At 63.1% G+C, this 21,547-nt stretch carries 22 protein-coding genes; 5 read left to right on the forward strand and 17 right to left on the reverse strand.

Features of this window, described 5'->3' with window-relative positions; all coding sequences use genetic code 11:
• Positions 1 to 35 precede the first annotated feature (35 nt).
• Positions 36 to 1,250, forward strand: coding sequence for an MFS transporter (locus tag ASD12_RS28570; protein WP_056594780.1), 1,215 nt, complete (start codon positions 36 to 38; stop codon positions 1,248 to 1,250).
• Between the two features lie 118 nt (positions 1,251 to 1,368).
• On the opposite strand, the gene ASD12_RS28575 is transcribed toward ASD12_RS28570, so the two are convergent.
• Positions 1,369 to 1,716 (reverse strand): GFA family protein, encoded by a 348-nt coding sequence (locus ASD12_RS28575; RefSeq protein WP_056594784.1) that lies wholly within the window; start codon positions 1,714 to 1,716, stop codon positions 1,369 to 1,371.
• 106 nt (positions 1,717 to 1,822) lie between these two features.
• On the opposite strand from ASD12_RS28575, the gene ASD12_RS28580 reads away from it, so the two are divergent.
• The gene (locus tag ASD12_RS28580) at positions 1,823 to 3,112 is read left to right on the forward strand and encodes an amidase (protein WP_056594787.1); all 1,290 of its coding nucleotides are present in this window, start codon (positions 1,823 to 1,825) and stop codon (positions 3,110 to 3,112) included.
• A 24-nt stretch (positions 3,113 to 3,136) separates the two neighbouring features.
• Here ASD12_RS28580 and ASD12_RS28585 read toward each other — a convergent pair whose 3' ends face one another.
• The 5 genes from ASD12_RS28585 to ASD12_RS28605 form a co-directional block, all read right to left on the reverse strand.
• Positions 3,137 to 3,511: a hypothetical protein gene (locus tag ASD12_RS28585; protein ID WP_056594790.1), complete on the reverse strand. Its 375-nt coding sequence runs from the start codon at positions 3,509 to 3,511 to the stop codon at positions 3,137 to 3,139.
• A gap of 41 nt (positions 3,512 to 3,552) precedes the next feature.
• Positions 3,553 to 4,533: a hydroxyacid dehydrogenase gene (locus tag ASD12_RS28590; protein WP_056594793.1), complete on the reverse strand. Its 981-nt coding sequence runs from the start codon at positions 4,531 to 4,533 to the stop codon at positions 3,553 to 3,555.
• A gap of 5 nt (positions 4,534 to 4,538) precedes the next feature.
• Complete coding sequence (locus ASD12_RS28595) at positions 4,539 to 5,255, reverse strand: FadR/GntR family transcriptional regulator (protein WP_056594795.1); 717 nt, start codon at positions 5,253 to 5,255, stop codon at positions 4,539 to 4,541.
• 2 nt (positions 5,256 to 5,257) lie between these two features.
• A complete protein-coding gene (locus tag ASD12_RS28600; protein WP_056594797.1) occupies positions 5,258 to 6,427 on the reverse strand; it encodes a mandelate racemase/muconate lactonizing enzyme family protein in 1,170 nt (389 codons plus the stop codon).
• 62 nt (positions 6,428 to 6,489) lie between these two features.
• Complete coding sequence (locus tag ASD12_RS28605; protein ID WP_056594799.1) at positions 6,490 to 7,377, reverse strand: sugar phosphate isomerase/epimerase; 888 nt, start codon at positions 7,375 to 7,377, stop codon at positions 6,490 to 6,492.
• Between the two features lie 399 nt (positions 7,378 to 7,776).
• Here ASD12_RS28605 and ASD12_RS28610 point away from each other — a divergent pair, with 399 nt between their 5' ends.
• From ASD12_RS28610 to ASD12_RS28620, 3 genes are all read left to right on the forward strand, one after another.
• On the forward strand, positions 7,777 to 8,832 hold the full coding sequence (locus ASD12_RS28610; RefSeq protein ID WP_056594805.1) for a sugar phosphate isomerase/epimerase: 1,056 nt from the start codon (positions 7,777 to 7,779) through the stop codon (positions 8,830 to 8,832).
• Between the two features lie 149 nt (positions 8,833 to 8,981).
• Positions 8,982 to 10,169, forward strand: a complete 1,188-nt coding sequence (locus ASD12_RS28615; protein WP_056594807.1) for a Gfo/Idh/MocA family oxidoreductase — start codon at positions 8,982 to 8,984, stop codon at positions 10,167 to 10,169.
• A 221-nt stretch (positions 10,170 to 10,390) separates the two neighbouring features.
• Positions 10,391 to 11,245 (forward strand): sugar phosphate isomerase/epimerase, encoded by an 855-nt coding sequence (locus tag ASD12_RS28620; RefSeq protein WP_056594809.1) that lies wholly within the window; start codon positions 10,391 to 10,393, stop codon positions 11,243 to 11,245.
• A gap of 71 nt (positions 11,246 to 11,316) precedes the next feature.
• On the opposite strand, the gene phnE (ASD12_RS28625) is transcribed toward ASD12_RS28620, so the two are convergent.
• From phnE (ASD12_RS28625) to ASD12_RS28680, 11 genes are all read right to left on the reverse strand, one after another.
• Positions 11,317 to 12,858: a phosphonate ABC transporter, permease protein PhnE gene (gene phnE, locus ASD12_RS28625; RefSeq protein ID WP_056594812.1), complete on the reverse strand. Its 1,542-nt coding sequence runs from the start codon at positions 12,856 to 12,858 to the stop codon at positions 11,317 to 11,319.
• A 4-nt stretch (positions 12,859 to 12,862) separates the two neighbouring features.
• Positions 12,863 to 13,837 (reverse strand): phosphonate ABC transporter, permease protein PhnE, encoded by a 975-nt coding sequence (gene phnE / locus ASD12_RS28630; RefSeq protein WP_056594814.1) that lies wholly within the window; start codon positions 13,835 to 13,837, stop codon positions 12,863 to 12,865.
• A gap of 74 nt (positions 13,838 to 13,911) precedes the next feature.
• The gene (gene phnD, locus ASD12_RS28635) at positions 13,912 to 14,820 is read right to left on the reverse strand and encodes a phosphonate ABC transporter substrate-binding protein (protein WP_056594816.1); all 909 of its coding nucleotides are present in this window, start codon (positions 14,818 to 14,820) and stop codon (positions 13,912 to 13,914) included.
• Positions 14,821 to 14,904: 84 nt separating this feature from the next.
• Entirely contained in the window at positions 14,905 to 15,762 is an 858-nt protein-coding gene (phnC, locus tag ASD12_RS28640; RefSeq protein ID WP_056594818.1) for a phosphonate ABC transporter ATP-binding protein, read from the reverse strand.
• A 130-nt stretch (positions 15,763 to 15,892) separates the two neighbouring features.
• On the reverse strand, positions 15,893 to 16,603 hold the full coding sequence (locus tag ASD12_RS28645) for a DUF1868 domain-containing protein (RefSeq protein WP_056594825.1): 711 nt from the start codon (positions 16,601 to 16,603) through the stop codon (positions 15,893 to 15,895).
• A 443-nt stretch (positions 16,604 to 17,046) separates the two neighbouring features.
• Positions 17,047 to 17,661, reverse strand: coding sequence for a DapH/DapD/GlmU-related protein (locus ASD12_RS28655; RefSeq protein ID WP_056594829.1), 615 nt, complete (start codon positions 17,659 to 17,661; stop codon positions 17,047 to 17,049).
• Positions 17,658 to 18,365, reverse strand: coding sequence for a phosphonate C-P lyase system protein PhnL (phnL, locus tag ASD12_RS28660; protein WP_056594831.1), 708 nt, complete (start codon positions 18,363 to 18,365; stop codon positions 17,658 to 17,660). Before phnL ends, ASD12_RS28655 begins: the two co-directional genes overlap by 4 nt.
• A 2-nt stretch (positions 18,366 to 18,367) precedes the next feature.
• Positions 18,368 to 19,144, reverse strand: a complete 777-nt coding sequence (phnK, locus tag ASD12_RS28665) for a phosphonate C-P lyase system protein PhnK (protein WP_056594833.1) — start codon at positions 19,142 to 19,144, stop codon at positions 18,368 to 18,370.
• Complete coding sequence (locus ASD12_RS28670; protein ID WP_056594835.1) at positions 19,141 to 20,022, reverse strand: alpha-D-ribose 1-methylphosphonate 5-phosphate C-P-lyase PhnJ; 882 nt, start codon at positions 20,020 to 20,022, stop codon at positions 19,141 to 19,143. The genes phnK and ASD12_RS28670 overlap by 4 nt, the downstream gene beginning before the upstream one ends.
• Positions 20,019 to 20,438: a FosX/FosE/FosI family fosfomycin resistance hydrolase gene (fosX, locus tag ASD12_RS28675; protein WP_056594837.1), complete on the reverse strand. Its 420-nt coding sequence runs from the start codon at positions 20,436 to 20,438 to the stop codon at positions 20,019 to 20,021. Before fosX ends, ASD12_RS28670 begins: the two co-directional genes overlap by 4 nt.
• Positions 20,435 to 21,547, reverse strand: coding sequence for a carbon-phosphorus lyase complex subunit PhnI (locus tag ASD12_RS28680; RefSeq protein ID WP_056594839.1), 1,113 nt, complete (start codon positions 21,545 to 21,547; stop codon positions 20,435 to 20,437). Before ASD12_RS28680 ends, fosX begins: the two co-directional genes overlap by 4 nt.

Raw genomic sequence — 21,547 nt, forward strand, 5'->3', positions numbered from 1 at the left:
CAAATGCTGCGCTGCAAACATATCGGAGACTGACCATGGCCGAACCCGCGACAGGCGTCATCGACGCTGCTCTTCTGAACCCCGCAGACTCCGATGAACGGACCGAACCGGCCTGGGGTGCCGTAGTCTCGCTGGCACTTGGGGTGTTTGGTCTGGTGACGGCTGAATTTCTGCCCGCCAGCCTGCTGACGCCGATGGCGCGCGATCTCGGCGTCAGCGAGGGCGTGGCCGGACAGGCGGTGACGGCAACCGCGATCGTTGGCGCCATTGCCGCACCCACCATGGCCATCATTACCAGACGCATGGACCGTAGGCTGGTGATGTGGATGCTGACGGTGTTCCTGATCCTGTCCAATCTCCTGGCCACCTTTGCCTCATCGCTGCCCGTGCTTCTGCTTGCCCGTGTCGTGCTCGGCGTAGCACTTGGCGGCTTCTGGGCGATGTCGGCGGCCATGGCGCTGCGTTTGGTGCCGATGCGGCTGATGCCACGCGCCATGTCGATCATCCTCACCGGCGTTTCGCTGGCGACAGTCTGCGCGGCGCCGGTCGGCGCCTATGTCGGCGACATCTGGGGCTGGCGCACTGCCTTCATGATCGCCACTGTCGTTGCCGCCCTGGCGTTGCTGGTGCAACTGGCCACCATTCCGAAATTGCCGCCCATGGGTGTGGCGAGCTTCCGCACCTTGCTCGACGTGCTGGAACGTCCGTCGATCAGGGTGGCCTTGCTGGTCGTGCTGCTGGTCGCTTCGGGACATTTTGCCGGCTTCACCTATGTTCGTCCCTTCTTTGAGAAAGTGCCCGTGCTTGACATCGCGACGATCTCGCTGGTGCTGCTGGCCTATGGCATAGGCGGCTTCTTCGGCAATGTCGCCGGCGGCATCCTGGCCGAACGCAGCCTCAAGGCAGCCGTTGCGCTGGCGCCCCTGCTGATTGCTCTGGCAGCCGCCTCGATGCTGGTTTTCGGCGCTTCGCCCACGGTCGCCGCTGCCGCCGTTGCGGTCTGGGGCTTTGCCTTCGGCGCAGTGCCGGTCGGGCTGCAGAGCTGGCTGGTGCGGGCCGCGCCCGATCAGGCCGAAAGCGCTGGTGGACTGATGGTGGCGACGTTCCAGGTGGCGATCGCGCTCGGCGCCGTCTTCGGCGGCCTGCTGGTCGACCATGCCGGCGTCGCCAGCGCCTTCGCCTATTGCGGCGCGGCAACGCTGCTGGCGGCCATCGTGGTGTTCCTGCGCGGCCCGCAACGCGCCGAGTAGCCTGGACGCAAATCAGACCTCCGTGACATTGCGCGCCGGCCCGAGAACCATCAGGGTTTTCGGGCCGTCGCCGTTGTGATGTCTCGACGACCCGCGACATACGCCGCCACCGGCCGGCTCAGACAGCGCGCCCGTCGAAGTCGAAGATCGACAAGGTGGAAGGGTCGAGATCGGCGATGCAATTGACGTTGACGTAGGCGCTGCGTTCGCTGCCTTCGCGAACGTCCTCCGCAAAGGCATGAATGCCGCAGCCGCGGCAAAAACGGTGTGCGATGGCATGGTTGCCGAATGTGTAGGTGCCGAGATCGTCGCCCCAGGCCAGGACCTGCAAGGTCCCGTGCGGGATGGCACACAACAGGGCGCCCTTGCGCGAGCATATCGAGCAATTGCACCGCACGGCGTCGGTCAGTTCGGCCTTGAATTCGAAGGCGACCTTGCCGCAATGGCAGCTGCCTTTGTAGAGCATCGGATTTTCCTCGTATTCGACAGGGTGCAAAACCGCCTGCGCCGGGTTAAGTCTCGGCAAGCCATGCCCCAAGGACGTTCAAGGCGTCTGGAGTCCGACACCGAAAATGCAATCAGTCCGTGATCACCTGGAAATCGTCCTTGCGCGCCTCGCTGCCCGTGCCAGTGAAGAGCGCGTGTTCACGAAGCTCTATGCCCAAGCCGCACGGGCCGCGGCTGACGCCAGCGATGCGCGCCAACGGGCCGGCGTGACGCTCGGGCCGCTCGATGGAACGATTGTCTCGATCAAGGACCTGTTCGATGTCAGCGGCGAACCAACCACGGCCGGCTCGCTGATGCTTAGGACAGCCGCGCCCGCCCTGCGCGATGCCGCCATCGTCAACCGGCTGCGGCAGGCCGGCGCGGTGATCATTGGCAAGACCAACATGACCGAATTTGCCTTCACCGCGATCGGCGACAACCAGCACTATGGCACGCCCGGCAATGCGATGGATGCCAGCCGCATCCCGGGCGGCTCGTCTTCGGGCGCTGGCGTTTCCGTCGGTGAAGGCACTTGCGACATCGCCATCGGCTCGGACACTGGTGGTTCGGTGCGCATACCGGCATCGCTCAACGGCGTCGTCGGCTTCAAGCCGACGGCGAGGCGCGTGCCGCTCGCCGGCGCGTTCCCGCTGTCCGCCTCGCTGGACTCGATCGGTCCGCTTGCCCGAACCGTCGCTCGGTGTGCCGCTGCCGACGCTGTGATGGCCGGCGAGGTGCCGACCGCGCTGGCGCCGATTGCCCTTGCAGGGCTTCGCATTGGCATCCCGCGCGGTGTCCTTTTCGAAAACACCGAAAGTGAGGTCACCGCCGCGTTCGATCGCAGCCTTGGCAAGATCGAGCAGACAGGGTCGCGGATCGCGGACCTGTCGATCGATGATCTGCTTGCCGACATGCGTTCGGCCACCAAACGTGGTTCGATCGCGGCGATGGAAGGGGCCGAAGTGCATGCGGACTGGCTGGCGACTGGGGCATCGGTGCCGGTCGACCCGCACGTCAGCGGGCCTTTGTCGCGGGCAGTAATGCTGCCGATGCCTATTTACATCAGGGCGCTACGCCGTCGCACAGCACTCGTCGCTGCCATGGACGAGCGGTTGGCGTCGGTCGATGTGCTGGCTCTGCCGACCACACCGGTGACGGCGCCGACAATTGTTTCGATGACTGAAGACGCCGAGCTGCGCGACCGCACCGAAGGCCTGCTGCTGCGCAACACGCAGGTCGCCAACCAGTTCGACCTCTGTGCGATCTCGCTGCCAATGCCTGATATGACGCTGCCTGCCGGATTGATGCTGGTGGCGCGCAACGGGCATGACCGGCGCCTGTTGCGGATTGCTGCTGAAATCGAGCGGCTGTTCTGACGGCAGTATGCCTGAGATAGGCAATCAGTGCGCCGCGCAGCGCTTGCGCTCGCCTGTCTTGGAGGCGCGTTCGATATCGGTAACGACCAGCATCGGCGGATCGCTCGTTTCACCGCGATGCTGGATAGATCCTCGGACGACGAGCTTTCCCGCATAGAGCTTGTCGGAGAGGTCGGGTGCGGATCTGTTCAGCGGCCGCAATTCGGTGGTGTTCAGCGCCACGCCCTTGACGATCTTGCCGGTGGCGAGATCGAGCGCATTACCCGACGGACAGGGGGCCCTGATGCAGACGATCCCATTGCCGCAATAGACATAATCGCTGCTCCGGGTCGCGGCGAGCGACGGCGAGGCGCAGATCGAAGAAGCAACAACCAGAGACGCGAAGCGCAGAGTGAACATGAGCTCAGCGTCGCCGAGAATTGGGGCGAAACAGCGATGTGTTACACGCTCGCTGGAAACCGCCGCCGATAGTGATCGACCACTTCGGGATTGCGCAGGTTGACCGGCAGTTTGCCCGCCAGCACGAGCAGGGCCTCGCCAGCCGCGCCGACGCCCATGCGCATCATCGATTCCTCGGTGATGCCGGCCATGTGCGGCGTGATGATGACATTGTCGAAGCCGAAATAGGGATGGTTCGACGGCAGCGGCTGCGTCGAAAACACATCGAGCGCGGCACCGCCGATACGGCGCTTCCGCAAGGCTTCGATCAGCGCGTCGTCATCGATGACCGGCCCGCGCGACACGTTGATCAGCAGCGCATGCGGTTTCATGCGGGCGATCCGCTCACGGTTGATCAGGCCGCGCGTCTCCGGTGTCAGCGGACAGCACAGAACGATGATGTCGCTCTGCTCGACCAGCGCGTCGATCGACAGGAAGCCGACCTTCTCCGGCGCTGGCTGCATGCTGCGCGTCGTTGCCACCACTTTCAGGTCGAAGCCGTGCGCGGCGATATGGCCAACCGCCTGGCCGACGGCACCGAGGCCGACGATGCCGATGGTCTTGCCGGCGAGCTCGCTGTTGGAGTTGGCGTGCTCGCGGCCGGCAAGCCAGCCTTTGGTGCGCAGGTCGCGGTCGACGACGCGGAAGTTGCGAAGCAGGGCGAGCGCCGCGAACATGACGTGCTCGGCAACCGAGCGGGCATTGACCGCCGGCACGTTCGCCACCAGCACGCCGGCGGCGGTCGCTGCTTCCATAGGGATCATGTCGAGCCCGGCGCCATGGCGGATTGCCGCCCTCAGCTGCGTCGCGCCGTCGAACAGCTGTGGCGGCAGCGGAGCGCGCACGATGACGATGTCGGCATTCTTCGTCTCGGCGGCCAGCGTGGCTGGGTCGATGGCGGAGGCGACGACGAGCTCTCCGGCGCCGGCCAGCATGGCCGAGGCGCGTGGGTGCAGAGGGTGGGTCGTGAGGATCCGGGCCATGTCGGTCAGGCTCTTTCGAGCGTCGGGCTTTGTGATTCTTCGCCATGGCCCTCGATCAGGCCTTTCCAGTAGCTCTCGGCGCCTTGCAGATGGGCGCTCATCAAAGCCTGGGCGAGATTGCCATCGCGGCGCAGCAGCGCCTCATAGATCTGGATGTGCTCGGCATGCGAGCGCACGTTGCGCTCCGGGTCGTTGAAATAAATCGGCAGGCGCTGTTCGCCCATCATGTAATAGACGCTGCAGACATTGTGGAAGACGCTGTTCTTGGTGGCGCGCACGATCTCCAGGTGGAATTCGCGGTCTTCCCTGGCAAGGCCTTCGCCCACCGCGATGCGCTCTTCCGAAGCTTTCAGGATTTCGCGCAGCCGCTCGAAATTCTCCTCGGTGGCCCGCGAACAGGCGAGCTCGGCCGCCTTGATCTCGTGGATCTTGCGCAGTTCGACCGTCTCGTAGATCTGGATCGGGTCGAGCGGCAGGCCGGCACGCGCGAACAGCGCCATCGCCTCGACGCTGGCCTGCTTGGTGTCGATGTAGATGCCGGACTTGGCCCGGCGCTCGACGATGCGCATGGCTTCGAGGATGGCGAGCGCCTCGCGGATCTGGCCGCGGCTGACAGCGAAATGCTCCGCCAGTTCACGTTCCGACGGCGTTCGGCCGGTCTCCTTGTCCGAATGGGAGAACAGGTAGGCGGCGAGTTCCGCAAGAAGGTTCTTTTCTTTCATCGTCAACCGCGTTGCGCGTGCGCCTCCAGGAACCGCTCCGAAATGGTGAATCCCAGACCCGGTCCTTCCGGGATCGCTATCATACCGTCCTTGGCTTCGACAGTCTCTTCGATCAGGTCATGGATCATCGGGTTGGCGCCGAGCGAATATTCGACGGTAAAACTCGACGGCGAGGCGGCGCAGACATGCAAGCCGGCGAAGAAGCAGGGCGCGCCGGCCCACAGATGCGGTGCAAAGCGCAGGTTGAAGGCGCTGGCGATGGTGCCGATCTTCATCGCCTCGCTGATGCCGCCGCAGAAGGCAGGATCGGGCTGGAAGATGTCGGCGGCCTTCAGCACAGCAAGGTCGCGGAAGGCATAGCGTGTAGCCTCGCTTTCGCCGGTGGCGATCGGAACGGAGCCCGATGCCCGCACTTCGGCCATGCCGGGCTTGTCGTCGGCGATGATAGGCTCCTCGAACCAGGCGAGATCCAGATCGTTGACGAGGTGAATGAAGCGCTTGGCTTCCGCCACCGTATAGGTGCCGTGCGCGTCGACCATCAACTCGACATCGGGGCCGAGCGCCTGCCGTGCGGCGCGGACGCGGGTGGCGGAAATGTGTGCCGCGCCGTCCATGGCGCCAACCCGCATCTTCAGTGCCTTGAAGCCGCCCTTGGCGATATAGGATTTCAACTGCTCGCCGATGGCGCCGGCGGCCGCCCAGCCGCCGGATGCATAGGCCGGCATGCGATCGAGCTTGCGGCCGCCGAGCAGCCGCCAGACCGGCACGCCAAGCGATTTGCCGAGGATGTCCCACAGCGCGATGTCGACGGCACTGATGGCGGCGATGCTCATGCCGCGCCGCGCCAGCTGCGGCATGGCGTGGCCGGCGCGGGCGGCGCTATCGTGGCGACCGCCATTGTAGAGCATCTCCCAGATGACGCCGATGTCGGCCGGATCGCGCCCGATCAATTGCGGCCCGACCTCATGGTTCAGCATGTGGACGAGCGCGCCGTAGCTGCCGGCGCTGCCGGCGGCGTTCTTGCCTTCGCCCCAGCCGACCAACCCGTCATCGGTCTCGATGCGCAGGATGGCGGCGTCGAAGGTCGTCACCTGGCCGAAGTCGCTGCGGTGTTGCCGAGCGGCTTCGATCGGGATGCGGACCCACCAGGCTTGGACGGTCTTGATGCGCATATTCTTCCCCAGCCCTGCCGCCGGTCAGGGCGGAAAGGGCAAATTCCCCAACAGGCAGCCGGCTATTTGATCAGCGGCAGCAACGTTTCGGCGTTGATGCGCATCTGGTCGGTGTAGAACTTTTCCGTGAGCACGCTGGAGCCGTGGTCCTGGATGAACTTCAGCTGTTCGGGTGAGATGTCGACCGGATTGCGCTCGACCATGTCGGGATAGGGGGCCGCCGGCGTCCGGTCTACGGGGGCTACGAATTCGTTGGTCAGCGCGCCATCGTAGCCGATATCCCGCAACGTAGCGACGATCTTAGGCCAGTCGATCTGGCCAAGGCCGGCGGCAAAGCGGTTATTGTCGGCGACGTGGAAGTCGAACAGGCGCTTTCCGACCTGCCGGATCGCGTCATAGACGTTAAATTCTTCCATGTGGATGTGGTAGGCATCGAGGCAGACACCGCATTCGGGGCTGACCGCGTCGGCCAGTGCCAGGGCCTGGGCGCCGCGATTGAACAGGTAGGTTTCGAAGCGATTGAGCGGCTCGACGGCGATCTTGACACCGACCTTCTTGGCATGGGTGAAGCATTCACGCGTGGCGTCGACAACCCACTTCCATTCCTCTTCCTCGGTGCCGTCGGGCACCACCTTGCCGACCGTCGCGGGAACCAGCGTGATGATCTCGCCATCGAGTTCGCTGACCATGGTCAGCACGTCCTTGACATATTGCACGGAGCGCTCGCGCTGGCCCTGGTTCCTGGCGGCGAGGTTGCGCTCGCCCAGCATCAGCGTCACCGCGCCCCAGCAGCGGATGCCATGCTCCTTCAGCAGCGCCCGCGTCTCCTTGGTCTTGTACTGCTCAGGCTCGCCGGAAATCTCAATCGACTCATAGCCGAATTTCTTGATGCGCTTGAGCGTCGTCTCCAAAGGTTCCGCGCGCATCCAGTTGTGCGTCGAAAGATGCATCGTCTGTCCTTCCCAATCGTCTCTATGGTTCGCCTGCGACATGCATCGCCAAAAGGCGACGCAACGGTTCCTCCCCAAGGCATCCCCAGCCTTTTCTCTCAAACTGGTTCGACCAATTGGGCCTGAAGGGAGGTCTACAGCAAATTCTGCGGGACGGCAAGAAGTGCGGGAATGCGACTTTGTGCACGAATTACTTCTTTGATTATATTGAGATATATATCCCTATCTCGTGTGATCGTGGGGCCTTGACGATGCATCGCCAGGCTTGACCAAATTCGCATATTTGGTAATACCAGAATAGTGGCGCCTGCAAGCGCCCATTGGGAAAAGACCAAAGTGGCTGGCCCTGCTTCCAATCGGCGCTATGCTCGGTCGCGAGAACAATGAGGGAGGATGCCGATGCCGACGACAATGAAGGGCCCTGGACTGTTTCTGGCGCAGTTCGCGGGCGACGCCGCGCCGTTCAACTCGCTGGAGTCGATCACGAAATGGGCTGCCGGTCTCGGCTACAAGGGCGTGCAGATCCCGACCTGGGACGCGCGGCTGTTCGATCTCGAGAAGGCAGCTTCTTCCAAGGCCTATTGCGACGAGGTAAAGGGCATCTGCGCTGACGCCGGCGTCGAGATCACCGAGCTGTCGACGCATCTGCAGGGGCAGTTGGTGGCGGTGCATCCGGCCTATGATGCGCAATTCGACGGCTTTGCGCCCGCTTCGGTGCACAACAATCCGAAAGCACGGCAGAAATGGGCGGTCGAACAGATGAAGTTCGCCGCCAAGGCGTCGAAGAACCTCGGCCTGAAGGCCTCGGTGAGCTTCTCCGGAGCGCTAGCCTTTCCCTATCTCTACCCGTGGCCACAGCGGCCGGCCGGGCTGATCGAGGAAGCCTTCGCCGAACTCGGCAAGCGCTGGAAGCCGATCCTCGACGTCTATGAAGACAATGGCGTCGACGTCGGCTACGAGATCCATCCCGGCGAGGACGTGTTCGACGGCGCGACCTTCGAGATGTTCCTCGATGCGGTCGGCGGCCACAAGCGCTGCAACATCAATTACGATCCGTCGCACTTCCTGTTGCAGCAGCTCGACTATCTCGAATTCATCGACATCTATCACGAGCGGATCAAGGCGTTCCACGTCAAGGACGCCGAGTTCAATCCGACCGGCCGGCAAGGCGTTTATTCCGGCTATCAGAACTGGACCAACCGCGCTGGCCGCTTCCGTTCGCTGGGCGACGGACAGGTGGATTTCGGCGGCATCTTTTCCAAGCTGACACAGTACAATTATGATTCCTGGGCGGTGCTGGAATGGGAGTGCTGCCTGAAGCATCCGGAGGATGGTGCGGCAGAGGGCGCACCGTTCATCGAGCACCACATCATCCGGGTGACCGAAAAGGCATTCGACGATTTTGCCGGTGGCGCTACGGACAAGAAAGTGCTGCGCGCCATGATGGGTATCTGACGCGGTCTTCCCTCCCCTCGAGGGGAGGGTGGCCCGAAGGGCCGGGCGGGGTCGGTTCACGCCGCGCTCTACGCCCGGCAACCCCACCCGATCCGCTGCGCGGATCGACCTCCTCTCAAGGGGGGTGAGCAACAACGAGGGAGAAAGACATGGTCGGCGCATCGAAGGCGGAAACGGGAGGCGGCCCGATCCGCTACGGCATGGTGGGCGGCGGGCAAGGCGCCTTCATCGGCGCGGTGCACCGGATCGCGGCGCGCCTGGACAATGACTTCGTGCTGGTCGCCGGCGCGCTGTCATCGGACCCCGCTCGTGCGAAGGCTTCAGCGGCCGAACTCGGCCTCGATCCGAGCCGCAGCTATGCGTCCTATGCCGAGATGGCCAAGGCCGAGGCCAAGCGCCCCGATGGCATCGAGGCGGTGGCCATCGTCACGCCCAACAATGTGCATGTACCGGCGGCAAAGGCTTTCCTCGAGGCCGGCATCCACGTCATCTGCGACAAGCCGCTGGCAACCACACTGGCAGAGGCGAAGAAGCTGGCCGCCGTGGTCGAAAGGACCGGCAAGGTGTTCGTGCTGACGCACAACTACACCGCCTATCCGATGGTGCGGCAGGCGCGGGAGATGGTCGCCAAGGGCGTGCTCGGCGACATCCGCATCGTGCAGTCGGAATATCCGCAGGACTGGCTGACCGAGGACCTGGCTGCTACCGGCCAGAAACAGGCCGCGTGGCGCGGCGATCCGAAACAGGCAGGAGCCGGCGGCGCGCTGGGCGATATCGGCACGCATGCCTACAACCTCGCCCGCTTTGTCTCCGGGCTGGAACTGGATTCCCTTTCAGCCGATCTCGACGCTTTCGTGCCGGGGCGCCTACTCGATGACAATGTCAACGTCATGCTGCGTTTCAAGCCTGCCGGCAAGACGCATCCCGCCAAGGGCATGATCTGGGCAAGCCAGGTGGCGCCGGGCCACGAGAACGGCCTGAAGCTGCGCATCTATGGCTCCAAGGGCGGGCTGGAATGGGTGCAGGCCGACCCGAACTATCTCTGGTACACGCCGTTCGGCCAGCCGAAGCAATTGATCACCCGCAATGGTGCCGGCGCGCTGCCAGTGGCGGGCCGTGTCAGCCGCGTGCCGTCGGGCCATCCCGAGGGCTATCTCGAAGGCTTCGCCAACATCTACCAGGAGGCCGCGCGCGCCATCCGGGCGGCGCGGCGCAAAGGCGGCAAGCCGGCAAAGGATGTCGTCTTCCCGACCATTCACGATGGCGTCGAAGGCATGGCCTTCATCGAGGCTTGCGTGAAGTCGTCGAAGAAGAATGGGGCGTGGACGAAGCTTTAGTCGCGCGGCGGGAACGAGGATCCCCCTCACCCGGATTGCCAACCGAATTGCAAAGGCAATTCAGGGCAATCTGACCTCTCTCCGAGGGGAGAGGAGATCGTCGGCGCTGGCGTTCAGCTCTTCTCCCCCGCGGGTAGAAGGTGGCCGCGAAGCTGCCGGATGAGGGTGCTTATGACGAAGCCGGCGGAGGACCAACCGGTAGCCAAAGGGGAGGGGCGTCGATGAAAATCGGCATGTGCATGTTCTTGTGGACGACGGCGGTGTCGAAGAAGCACGAGCCGTTGCTGCGCGACATCAAGACGACCGGCTTCGATGGCGTCGAGATACCGATCTTCGGCGGCACACCGGACGACTATAAAAGGCTCGGCGAACTGCTCGACCGCATCGGGTTGGAGCGGACCGCGGTTTCGGCAATGGGCGATCCGGCGATGAACCTGATCTCAGCCGATGCGGCAACGCGCAAGGCCGGTGTCGACTACATGAAATGGGCGATCGACTGCGCCAATGCACTCGGCGCCAGCACGCTGAGCGGCCCGCTGCATTCGACGCTCGGCGCCTTTTCCGGCGCTGGGCCAACGGCCGCCGAGAAAAAGCGCTCGGTCGCCTCGCAACGCGCCATCGGCGACCATGCCGGCAAGAGGAACGTCACCATCGGGCTCGAGGCGCTCAACCGCTTCGAATGCTATCTCCTCAACACGATGGCAGATTTGTCGGAGCATATCGACGCCATCGACCGGCCGCACATCAAGGCGATGTACGACACCTTCCACGCCAATATCGAGGAGGCCGATCCGATCGGCGCCTACATAAAACACCGCCGGAATGTCGTGCATATCCATATCTCTGAGAACGATCGCGGCGTGCCCGGGCGCGGCAACATTCCGTGGAAGGAGACATTCTCCGCCATCCGCAAGAGCGGCTATGACGACTGGCTGACGATCGAGGCGTTCGGCCGCTCGCTCAAGGATTTGGCGGCGGCGACCAAGGTGTGGCGCGATTTTTCCGAAAGCCCGGAAGCCGTCTATCGCGACGGCTACAAGCATATCAGGAACGGCTGGAAGAAGGCCGGTGCCTGAGACGCAAACCAACGGGCGGCGAAGCAAAACCGGTTCCACCTTTGCTTCGCCGCCTTCGGTTCGGGATTGGTCTAAGCCACCGGCAGCAGGCGCACCGGCCGCTCGTCATTGCCGTTTCCGACGGTCCCCATCAGTTTGCGGCGGAGATAGTTGGAGATGGTGTCGAAGACAAAAACCACAACCAAGATCAACAGTACCATGTAGAAAACATTGGCCCAGTTGGTTCCGGTGCGCATGGCTTCCCATAATTTGAGACCGATACCGCCGGCGCCGACGGCGCCGATGATTGTCGCCGAGCGCGTGTTCGATTCCCAGAAATACAGGGATTGGCTAAGGAACACCGGCAGAACCTGAGGCAGCACGCCGTAGCGCTGCACCATCGTTGGCGTGGCGCCCACCGAGCGGATGCCCTCGCGCTGCTTGTCGTCGATGTTCTCCAGCGCCTCGGAATAGAGTTTGCCCAGGGTTCCGGTGTCGGTGAAGAAGATAGCCGACATGCCGGCCAGCGGCCCCGGACCAAAGCCGCGGGTAAAGAACAGCGCCCAGATCAGCATGTCGACCGAGCGCTGGAAATCAAAATAGCGTTTGGTCGTCTGGTTGGCTATCCGGCTCGGCGTTATGTTGCGGGCAGCCAGGAAGGCGAGTGGAAAGGCGACGACCGAGGCCAGCACCGTGCCGACAAAGGCCATGACGATCGTCTGCAGCAATTTCAGCCAGACGTCGCCATGCTGCCATTCGGCGTTGTTTGCGATGTTGTCCCAGGCAAGTGCAGCGTTTGATCGCTTCGGGTCGATGCGTGCCCCGGAGGCGATCAGCGAAGCCACCTCGCCGAACGGTTTCCCCCAGAAAGGAGAATTGGTGTCGAACACAAAATTCGCCCAACCTAGGAAACGCCGCCAGGCAATGACTTCGTCACTTTGTATTTCAGCACGGCCAAAGAAGCCGAACGAGATGTAGGCTGTGGAGCCGGGCCTGCGTTGCTCGATCCAGTCAGGCAGCGGCGTCCGCGGTGTGACGGACTTGTCCCTGGCGATATCGAAGACGATGCTTTGCGCGCCGCGCGTCACCGTGACGAGTTTTGGCGTGATGGCGATTCGGCCGTTGCCAAAGACAATGTCGGCCGTAACGACGGTTTCTTTGCGCACCGTTTCGGGCGCGGCTGGAAGCGATTGCTGCGGCAAGGTAGCCGGGTTGTCGGCAGTCGGAGCACTGGCGGCCATGAACGAATCGTGCGACGATTTGTCGGATGCGACCGCCGGTGCCATTTTTTTTGCGTCTGCACGCTGCTCGACCACCGCGGTTTGCTTGACCACCCATTCCGGATTGGGGTTGGACCCCAGCTTGGAAAAGCGGGAGTAGTTGATCTCCAGATAATTGTCCTTGAATTCGATGTCCGGGCGAATTTCGTAAGATACCCAGTCCGCGAGATAGGCGCTCGCGAGATTCCAGTTCGCCTTTTCGAGAACGATGCCGATCGAGAAGAACCACCAGCAATAGAAACTATAAAGAATGCACAGGAGGATGCCGATGGGGGTGGCATAGCGCCTCCATGCCGATCGCCGAAACGCGTCCGGATGGCGGGCAACAATGTCGTTGATGGCAGCGGTCTCCATTGCGTTACTCTCCGCGTCCGTATGTGAACGCCTGTCTCCCGACAAGGCGATGCCTCAGCCATGCCGAAAACTGGTCGACGACGACAATCGTGCACAACAGCAAAAAGACGATGGCGATTGTCTTGGCCTCATGACCCCGGCTGATCGAAAGGCGCAGGGATTCACCGATGCCGCCCGCGCCGACGGCGCCGAGAATGGTCGAAGCGCGCACGTTGATCTCGAAGCGAAGCAGAAAATAGCTCATGAAGTTAGGGAGGACTTGCGGCACGATGCCGAACCATACCCTTTCTACCCAGTTGGCGCCGACAGCCCGCAGGCCTTCGTCGGGCTTCATGTCAGCGTTCTCGACAACTTCGAAGAACATTTTTCCGAGTGCGCCCACGGTATGGATACTGACCGCCATGATCGCGGGAATGGGGCCAAGCGAGAAGATCGCCAGAAAGAAGCCGGCGATGACGATTTCGGGGAAGGCGCGGACAATCTCTAGGAAACGGCGGGTGGTGAAGCGCAACCAGCGACTGGCCGTAATATTGCTTGCGGCGGAGAAGCAGAGCAGGAAACCGAATGTGGAGCCGACCAGCGTTGAAAACAGTGCAATGTTCAGCGTCTCGACCATCCGGTAGAAATACTCCGGAATGTAGATGCTCTGGGTCAGGTAGACCCGGCCTTCCGGGTAGTCGAATTGCAGGCTGCCATCGTCATAGGGCGACGGCAGGTCGAACAGCGCGCGTACGGGTTCGAACCAGTCGCGCGGCTTCATGTCGATAAAGAAGTCGGCGATGTAAGGCAGGCGGTCGAAGAATTTCCCGGCGTTGGTTTCGTTGGCGAACCATAGCGAGCCAGAGAGTGCGAGCAGCAGGAAAAGCAGGCCTCCCACCGTGTAGAGGCGCCGCCGCGCGGCGAGGTCGCGCCAGTGTCGATCGACTATGGCTGCCTCCGGTGAAAGCGCGGGCGCGCGGTGGACGTCGGTCGCGCTCATCGATGATTTCCCAGCCCTTGATGCGGCAACGCCGCCGGTGGCACACGGCCCCCGGCGGCGTCATGATACTCGGCCTACGAGCCGATCTTCGCCTTACGGGCGTCGATGATTGCCTGATAGAATTCTGGAGTGACCGGCGCAAAGCCCGTGAAATCGCCGCCCTCGACCGCCGAGAAGCAGGCCGGATCTGTTTGCGGAAGCTTGGTCAGGAAATCGGTGATCTTTTGCTTGACGCCGGCGTCGAGTGATGTGCGCACGACCAGCGGGCCGTTCGGAATCAGCGGCGATTGCCACAATTCCACGAGGTCGTCCATTTTGAGGACGCCCTTCTCGACCATCTTGCGCAGATTGCCCGAGGTATAGCCGTCCTTGAAGTCGCCGACGCCGGAAGCCCAGGTGGTGCCCGCGTCGAAGGTGCCCTTCAGCACTTCAAGCACGAGCTGCTCATGGCCGCCGCCGAAACCGGTCGAGGCGAAATAGCCCTTGACGTCCATCCCGATGTCCTTGGGCAGCGCAGTCACCGGGATCAGATAACCCGAAGTCGAATCCGGATCGGCGAAACCGAGCTTCTTGCCCTTCATGTCGGCAAGCGTTTTGATGCCGGAATCCGCCCGGGCGACCATGACCGAGTGGTAGCCCATGGAACCGTCTGTCTGCACCGTGGTCAGGATCGGCTGAACCGCGTCCTTGTTTTCGAGATACACCTTGGCGTAGCCGGAAGCGCCGAGTTCGGCATAGTCGAGCGTGCCACCGAGCAGGCCCTGGATAACGCCATCATAATCGGCGGCGGGGAACATCGAAACCTTCTCCACACCGAGGACCTGCTTGATGTGATCGGCGAAGCACTGGTAGTTGCGCAGACGGTCCGCTTCATTCTCACCGCCGAGAATGCCGATGCGGAATTCCTTTAGGTCCTGTGCTTGTGCCGCGCCAATCGCTATGGTCATGGCGGAAACGGCACCGAAAAATATCTTTCTAAACATTTGGCGTCTCTCCTGTTGATTCCGGCATCGCGCCGGCTGCGTTGGGATACGATGCCCTTGACGCGGGCTGGCGATCCAGGTCGCTCAGTAACCAGGAAAGGCTGGCTCAAGCGGTCCGGCGGATGCGGCGATTTTTTGCTTGATGACGACACTGGTCGAGGTGATGGCCTCGGAGATTTCGCCGCCGCTGCTGTCGGCGCCGTAGACCATGCGCACGGCCTCGCGGTTGAGGTCCTCGGGCGGGCCGTCGAAGACGACCTTGCCGGCGGCCATGCCGATGATGCGGCTGCAATAGGTGCGGGCGGTGTCCAGCGTGTGGAGATTGGTGACGACGGTGATGCCTTCGCGCAGATTGATGTCCTGCAGCGAGTCCATCACCACCTTGGCGTTAAGCGGGTCAAGTGAGGCGATCGGCTCGTCGGCAAGGATCACCTTGGGTTGCTGCATCATGGCGCGAGCAATCGCGACACGCTGCTGCTGGCCGCCCGACAGGGTGCCGGCTGGCTGCAGCGCTGTGCGTGCGATGTCGAGACGTTCCAGTGCTGCCATTGCCTCGGCCCGTTCCTCCCTGGAGAAGATGCCGAGCAGGTTCACCATGGTCGAACGGTGGTTGAGCTTGCCGAGCAGCACATTGGTCAGCACGTCGAGGCGCGGCACCAGGTTGAACTGCTGGAAAATCATGGCGCAGTCACGCTGCCAGCGCCGCAGCGGCGAGCCGCGCAACCGGGAGACCTCGGCGCCGTCAAAAAAAATCGCCCCCTGGCTGGGATCGATGAGACGGTTGATCATGCGAAGAAGGGTTGATTTGCCGGCGCCCGAACGGCCGATAATGCCAACCATCTGACCCTGCGGGATCGCGATGTTGATGTCGCTGACGGCAGTGTTCTTGCCGAATCGTCGGGTGATACCGCGGATTTCGAGCGTGGCAGAGGTTGCTGGCATGGGGGCAGGTTCCAGTCCGGACCATTGATCGTCAGGCTCTCGCCTAACGCAGCCACATGAACCTGCCGTGTCGCGGTGATGTCAGTTTTGTTACGCTCCACAGGCGCGACGACCGGCGCCTGGCTGGCGATCAGCCGAGCACCTGCAATTCCTCGAAATGCTTCATGCCTCGGAAGGCGCAGAAGGCGGGCGCCTTGATCTCGATCTCTGGTGCCTGCCGGTCGAAAAGTGCCAGGCAATCGTCGAACAGCGCCTGCCACGCTGCCGCACGGTCGTCTGCAAGGCGCTGGATCTGGTAGGCGAAGGTGATGTGGAAGACGTAGGCGTCGTGATCAGGATGCCGGTAGCCGAACGGCACGGCCAGTGCGTCGCGCCATTGACGCATGATACGCACGTCGTCGTCCGTCGCGCCGGCAACGGTGAGGCCGGTCGGCACGACCTCGACCACCTTGATGTTGAAGGGGCCGAAGCCCTCGAAGCCCTTCAACCGTTCCAGATAGAGGCGGGTCATGGCGTCGATGCTGGTGTCGAGAGGCACGTCCTGCGGCCAGTAAGGAAGCCTGCGGCGATATTCGATGATGCCCTGGAACAGCGTCATGTGCAGGCTGGAGACGGGCGTGAAAGCCAGCCGGTCGGCGTCTTGCATCGCCAGCATACGGTCGCGCACCGCAAGCACCACAGCCTCCGACGATGAACCGCTGACGAGGTGGCTGACGACCGTGTTGCCGGGCTCGATCAGGAAATTGCCTGATGTGTCGTAGCGCGTGCCGAGATGAACCGGCGGCTTCGGATTTGAGCCGGCAAAGAATCCGGCGAGCGATGGTCTGACGGTTTCGGGCATGGCGATCTCCTTGGGGAGATGGCCTCCTGTCTGAGTCCTGTGTCAAGGATATGAAGGCCGGGGTCGATTATCTAACAGACGGATCGTCTAGAACCCCTAGCAGTTGAAGCAGCCCATGTTACTAGCAACAAACAATACGAAGAGGATTACCAGCCCAGCCGCTAATAGAGCCAATCCAAACAGCGTCGCCACGATCACCGCACCGGGGCCAGCTTCGCTCCACCGGTAGATACTACGCCCCACGATCGAAAGCCCAAGCGCGACCAGCACAATTCCGATACAGAGAACCACTAATAGAAATTGCTGACCGTTACCCATAGGCCATGACTAGTCGGCATCTATTGCTGGGACATTAAGCTTGTTCGAAAATATTCGTGTTGTCACACGCGCTATGTTTCGATGGTAATTTGTTGAAGCGCCAAACGGCCGTGAGTGTCGCTTGATCAGCCGTATTTTTCCAGGAACGCCTCGGCCGAAAGTTCCCGGAAATCGTCGAGTGAAGCGCGCAGCCTTGCATGGTCCCAGTCCCACCAGGCGAGCGCCTGGTAGCGTTCGGCGGTGCGGCGATCGAAGCGCTCGCGGATCGGTTTTGCCGGCACGCCGGCGACGATGGTGTAGGGGGCGACATCTTTCGACACGACAGCACCGGCGCCAACCGCGGCGCCATCGCCGACGGTGACGCCGGGCAGGATGGTCGAGCCGTGGCCGAGCCAGGTGTCATGGCCGACGGTGACCCGCCTGGCGCGGCGCTGGGCGAAGAACTCGCTCTCGTGCTCGGCGTCGTCCCAGTAGTCCGAGGCGCGATAGGTGAAATGGTGCAGCGTCGGCCGCCAGGTCGGGTGGTTGGTGGCGTTGATGCGCACGCTGGCTGCAATGTTGGAGAACTTGCCGATCGTTGCGCACCAGACTGCGCAATCCTGCATCATGTAGGAATAGTCGCCGAGTTCGCTTTCCGAGACCCGGCTGCGGTCGGCGATCTCGGTCCAGCGGCCGAGCGTCGTGTTCTGCACCTCCGCCGTCGGGTGGACCAGCGGTGTCTCCGACAATTTCCTCGTCATGCGGCGATCTTTCCGGGAGCGAAAGCGGTGACGTCGATGACGCGGTCGGCAACCGCCTCGCGCACGTCGTGGTCGTGGAAGATACCGAGCAGGGCGACATCAGCCGCTTTCTTGGCGGCGATGAGTTCGATCACGACATCGCGATTCCTGGCATCGAGCGAAGCGGTCGGCTCGTCGAGCAGCAGGATCGGGTGCTCGGTGATGAAGCCGCGCGCGATGTTGACGCGCTGCTGCTCGCCGCCGGAGAAGGTCGCCGGCGGCAATGCCCAAAGTTTCTCCGGCAGGTTGAGCTGGGCCAGCAAGGCGCGTGCCTTGCCTCTGGCTACTTCGCGGTCCTCGCCGCGCTCGACCAGGGGTTCGGCGACGACATCCAATGCCGAGACGCGCGGCACGGTGCGCAGGAACTGGCTGACATAGCCGATCGTTTGCCGGCGGACCGCAAGCACGGTGCGCGGACTGGCGGTGGCGAGGTCGATCAGCCCGTCATCGTGCGTGACGATGATCTGGCCTTCGTCGACGGCGTAGTTGCCGTAGAGCATCTTCAGGATCGAGCTCTTGCCGGCACCGGAGGGACCGCCGAGCACGGTGCATTCGCCGGCCCTGATCGAGAACGAGACGCCGGAGACAACGGGCAGTCTGATGCCGTCGCGCAGATGCATGGTGAAGCTCTTGGCGACGTCTGAGACAACAAGGGGCGTCGCCATGGTTAAACCTGCAAGATGGAGGAGACGAGGAGCTGGGTGTAGGGCGCGCGCGGGTCGTCGAGCACGCGGTCGGTGAGGCCGCTTTCGACGACGCGGCCGTCCTTCATCACCATCATGCGCTGCGACAACAGCCGCGCCACGGCAAGATCGTGGGTGACGACGATCGCCGCCAGACCAAGATCGGTAACCAGACCGCGCAGCAGGTCGAGCAGGCGCGCCTGCACCGAGACGTCGAGGCCGCCTGTCGGTTCGTCCATAAACACCAGCCGTGGCCCGGTGACGAGGTTGCGGGCGATCTGCAGGCGCTGGCGCATGCCGCCGGAAAAGGCGCGCGGCTCGTCGTCGACGCGGTCCTCGTCGATCTCGACGCGCGACAGCCAGTCGACGGCCGTGGCGCGGATCTTGCCGTAGTGGCGATCACCGACCGCCATCAGCCGCTCGCCGACATTGGCACCCGCCGATACCGTCATGCGCAGGCCGTCGGCCGGGTTCTGGTGGACAAACCCCCAGTCGGTGCGCATCAAGAAGCGGCGCTCGGTCTCGCTCATGCGGTAGAGCTCGCGGAACTGGCCGTCGCGCATGCGGTAGCTGGCGGTGCCGGAACTGGGCAGCAGCCGCGTCGACAAGCAGTTGAGCAACGTCGTCTTGCCGGAGCCGGATTCGCCGACGACAGCCAGGACCTCGCCCGGCCACAGGTCGAAGGAGACGTTGTCGCAGCCGACGCGCGAGCCATAGAACTTGGACAGCGCCGAGACGCGCAGCAACGGTTCGTCGGTCATTGCGCCGGCTCCATGGTCTCTGGTGCGAGGTGGCCGCGATGGCCGTCCGCCCGCCGCTTCTCGCAGTGATCGGTATCGGAGCAGACGAACATGTGACCGCCATGGTCGTCGAGGATGACCTCGTCGAGATAGACATTCTCGGCCGCGCACAGTGCGCAGGGCTGGTCGAAGGTCTGCACCTCGAAGGGATGATCCTCGAAGTCGAGGCTGACCACTTCGGTGAAGGGGGGCACCGCATAGATGCGCTTTTCGCGCCCGGCGCCGAACAACTGCAGCGCCGGCGAGCGGTGCATCTTGGGATTGTCGAATTTCGGCGTCGGCGACGGGTCCATTACGTAGCGGCCCTCGACCTTGACCGGATAGGCATAGGTGGTGGCGATGCGGCCGTGCTTGGCGATGTCTTCGTACAGCTTCACATGCATGAGGCCGTATTCCTCCAGCGCATGCATTTTTCGCGTTTCGGTCTCGCGCGGTTCGAGGAAGCGCAGCGGCTCCGGGATAGGCACCTGATAGACCAGCACCTGGCCCGCGGTGAGCGGGTGTTCGGGAATGCGGTGGCGGGTCTGGATGATGGTGGCGCTGGCGGTATCGGTGGTGACAGCGACATTGGCGACCTTCTTGAAGAAGGCGCGGATCGAGACCGCGTTGGTGGTGTCGTCGGCGCCCTGATCGATCACCTTCAAGACATCGTCGGGACCGATGATCGAGGCGGTGACCTGGACGCCGCCCGTGCCCCAGCCATAGGGCATCGGCATTTCACGCGAAGCGAACGGCACCTGATAGCCGGGAATGGCGATGCCCTTGAGGATCGCCCGGCGGATCATCCGCTTGGTCTGCTCGTCGAGGTAGGCGAAGTTGTAGGTGGCGATGTCGGTCATGATGCGACCTCAAGTCCCTTGGCGTAGCGCGCCAGCCGCTCATTGAGCGTGCCGGTGTGCAGTTCGAACATGTGGTTGTCGTCGTCGTAGAAATAGATCGAGCGGCCTTCGCCCTCGACGCGTGGGCGCGGCGGGCGCATGTCGAGCCCAAGCTTGCCGACGCGCTCGGCGTAGCGGTCGAAATCGACGTCATCGATCTTGAAGGCGATGTGGTTGTAGCTGCGCTCCGGCAAGGGCTCGCCCTCCATGATGGCGATCCAGATGTCGCCGATCAGGAAGAATTTTTCGCGCGACAGCGAGAACTGCTTGGCGTCGCTGGCATAGACTTCGCGCGCGTCGAATACGCCCTCGAGGATTTCGGTCATCCGGTCGAGGTCGCGGACGATGAAAGTCATGTGGGACAGGCCTTCGATCATTCTGCGGCCTCCTGCTTCTCTTCGACCTTCGCGGGGTTTTCGCGCGCGTCGTATTCGGCGCGCATGCGGCGCACGAGATCGAGTTCGGCCTGGAAGTCGACATAATGCGGCAGCTTCAAATGCTCGACAAAGCCGGTCGCCTGGACGTTGTCGGAATGCGAGATGACGAACTCCTCGTCCTGGGCAGCGGCGACGACATCCTCACCGAGCTCGGAGGCGCGCAGCGCCCGGTCGCATAGCGCCATCGCCATCGCCTTGCGCTCGCTTTGGCCGAAGACGAGCCCGTAGCCGCGGGTGAATTGCGGCGGCGCCTTGACCGATCCTTTGAACTGGTTGACCATCTGGCATTCGGTAACGCGGACAGTACCGAGCGGCACAGCGAAGGGCAGTTCCGGTACGTCGAGTTCGAGCTCGACCTCGCCGACGCGGATCTCGCCGACGAAGGGATGGTTGCGGGCATAGCCACGCTGCGTGGAATAACCGAGCCCCAGCAGGAAACCCTCGTCGCCGCGCGACAGCGCCTGCAGGCGGATGTCGCGCGCCATCGGGAACTCCAGCGGTTCGCGGGTGATGTCGCCGGGGACATGGTCTTGCGGCATGTCGCCGTCCGGCTCGATCAAGCCTTCGCGGGCGAGGATCGCCGAAACGCGCGGCATGGCTTGCGCCTCCGTCTCGCGCTGCAACGGCTCGGCAACATCGCCGCCGGCGGCAAGCTCGGGATCGAGCAGCCGGTGGGTGTAGTCGAAGGTGGGCCCGAGCAACTGGCCGCCGGGCAGGTCCTTGTAGGTCGCCGAGACGCGCCGCTCGACCAGCATGTTGGCGGTATCGATCGGCTTGGTGTAGCCGAAGCGCGGCAGCGTCGTGCGATAGGCGCGGACCAGGAAGATCGCCTCGATCATGTCGCCGCGCGCCTGGGCGATTGCCAAGGCAGCCAGCTCACGGTCGTAGAGCGAGCCTTCGCTCATCACCCGGTCGACGCCGAGCGCCAGCTGCTCGATGATCTGGTCGAGGCGAAGGGCCGGCACCGAACGGTCGCCGCGCCGGCGGTCGGCAAGCAGGCTGTGGGCATTGGCAATGGCCGCTTCGCCACCTTTTACCGCAACATACAT

The organism is Mesorhizobium sp. Root102, from assembly GCF_001425625.1.
GTDB lineage: Bacteria > Pseudomonadota > Alphaproteobacteria > Rhizobiales > Rhizobiaceae > Mesorhizobium.

What these genes read in the sequence shown, in the direction of transcription:
- ASD12_RS28570 (WP_056594780.1), top strand. Translation starts at nt 36, where the DNA reads ATGGCCGAACCCGCGACAGGCGTCATCGACGCTGCTCTTCTGAACCCC.
- ASD12_RS28575 (WP_056594784.1), bottom strand. Translation starts at nt 1,716, where the DNA reads ATGCTCTACAAAGGCAGCTGCCATTGCGGCAAGGTCGCCTTCGAATTC.
- ASD12_RS28580 (WP_056594787.1), top strand. Translation starts at nt 1,823, where the DNA reads ATGCAATCAGTCCGTGATCACCTGGAAATCGTCCTTGCGCGCCTCGCT.
- ASD12_RS28585 (WP_056594790.1), bottom strand. Translation starts at nt 3,511, where the DNA reads ATGTTCACTCTGCGCTTCGCGTCTCTGGTTGTTGCTTCTTCGATCTGC.
- ASD12_RS28590 (WP_056594793.1), bottom strand. Translation starts at nt 4,533, where the DNA reads ATGGCCCGGATCCTCACGACCCACCCTCTGCACCCACGCGCCTCGGCC.
- ASD12_RS28595 (WP_056594795.1), bottom strand. Translation starts at nt 5,255, where the DNA reads ATGAAAGAAAAGAACCTTCTTGCGGAACTCGCCGCCTACCTGTTCTCC.
- ASD12_RS28600 (WP_056594797.1), bottom strand. Translation starts at nt 6,427, where the DNA reads ATGCGCATCAAGACCGTCCAAGCCTGGTGGGTCCGCATCCCGATCGAA.
- ASD12_RS28605 (WP_056594799.1), bottom strand. Translation starts at nt 7,377, where the DNA reads ATGCATCTTTCGACGCACAACTGGATGCGCGCGGAACCTTTGGAGACG.
- ASD12_RS28610 (WP_056594805.1), top strand. Translation starts at nt 7,777, where the DNA reads ATGCCGACGACAATGAAGGGCCCTGGACTGTTTCTGGCGCAGTTCGCG.
- ASD12_RS28615 (WP_056594807.1), top strand. Translation starts at nt 8,982, where the DNA reads ATGGTCGGCGCATCGAAGGCGGAAACGGGAGGCGGCCCGATCCGCTAC.
- ASD12_RS28620 (WP_056594809.1), top strand. Translation starts at nt 10,391, where the DNA reads ATGAAAATCGGCATGTGCATGTTCTTGTGGACGACGGCGGTGTCGAAG.
- phnE (WP_056594812.1), bottom strand. Translation starts at nt 12,858, where the DNA reads ATGGAGACCGCTGCCATCAACGACATTGTTGCCCGCCATCCGGACGCG.
- phnE (WP_056594814.1), bottom strand. Translation starts at nt 13,837, where the DNA reads ATGAGCGCGACCGACGTCCACCGCGCGCCCGCGCTTTCACCGGAGGCA.
- phnD (WP_056594816.1), bottom strand. Translation starts at nt 14,820, where the DNA reads ATGTTTAGAAAGATATTTTTCGGTGCCGTTTCCGCCATGACCATAGCG.
- phnC (WP_056594818.1), bottom strand. Translation starts at nt 15,762, where the DNA reads ATGCCAGCAACCTCTGCCACGCTCGAAATCCGCGGTATCACCCGACGA.
- ASD12_RS28645 (WP_056594825.1), bottom strand. Translation starts at nt 16,603, where the DNA reads ATGCCCGAAACCGTCAGACCATCGCTCGCCGGATTCTTTGCCGGCTCA.
- ASD12_RS28655 (WP_056594829.1), bottom strand. Translation starts at nt 17,661, where the DNA reads ATGACGAGGAAATTGTCGGAGACACCGCTGGTCCACCCGACGGCGGAG.
- phnL (WP_056594831.1), bottom strand. Translation starts at nt 18,365, where the DNA reads ATGGCGACGCCCCTTGTTGTCTCAGACGTCGCCAAGAGCTTCACCATG.
- phnK (WP_056594833.1), bottom strand. Translation starts at nt 19,144, where the DNA reads ATGACCGACGAACCGTTGCTGCGCGTCTCGGCGCTGTCCAAGTTCTAT.
- ASD12_RS28670 (WP_056594835.1), bottom strand. Translation starts at nt 20,022, where the DNA reads ATGACCGACATCGCCACCTACAACTTCGCCTACCTCGACGAGCAGACC.
- fosX (WP_056594837.1), bottom strand. Translation starts at nt 20,438, where the DNA reads ATGATCGAAGGCCTGTCCCACATGACTTTCATCGTCCGCGACCTCGAC.
- ASD12_RS28680 (WP_056594839.1), bottom strand. Translation starts at nt 21,547, where the DNA reads ATGTATGTTGCGGTAAAAGGTGGCGAAGCGGCCATTGCCAATGCCCAC.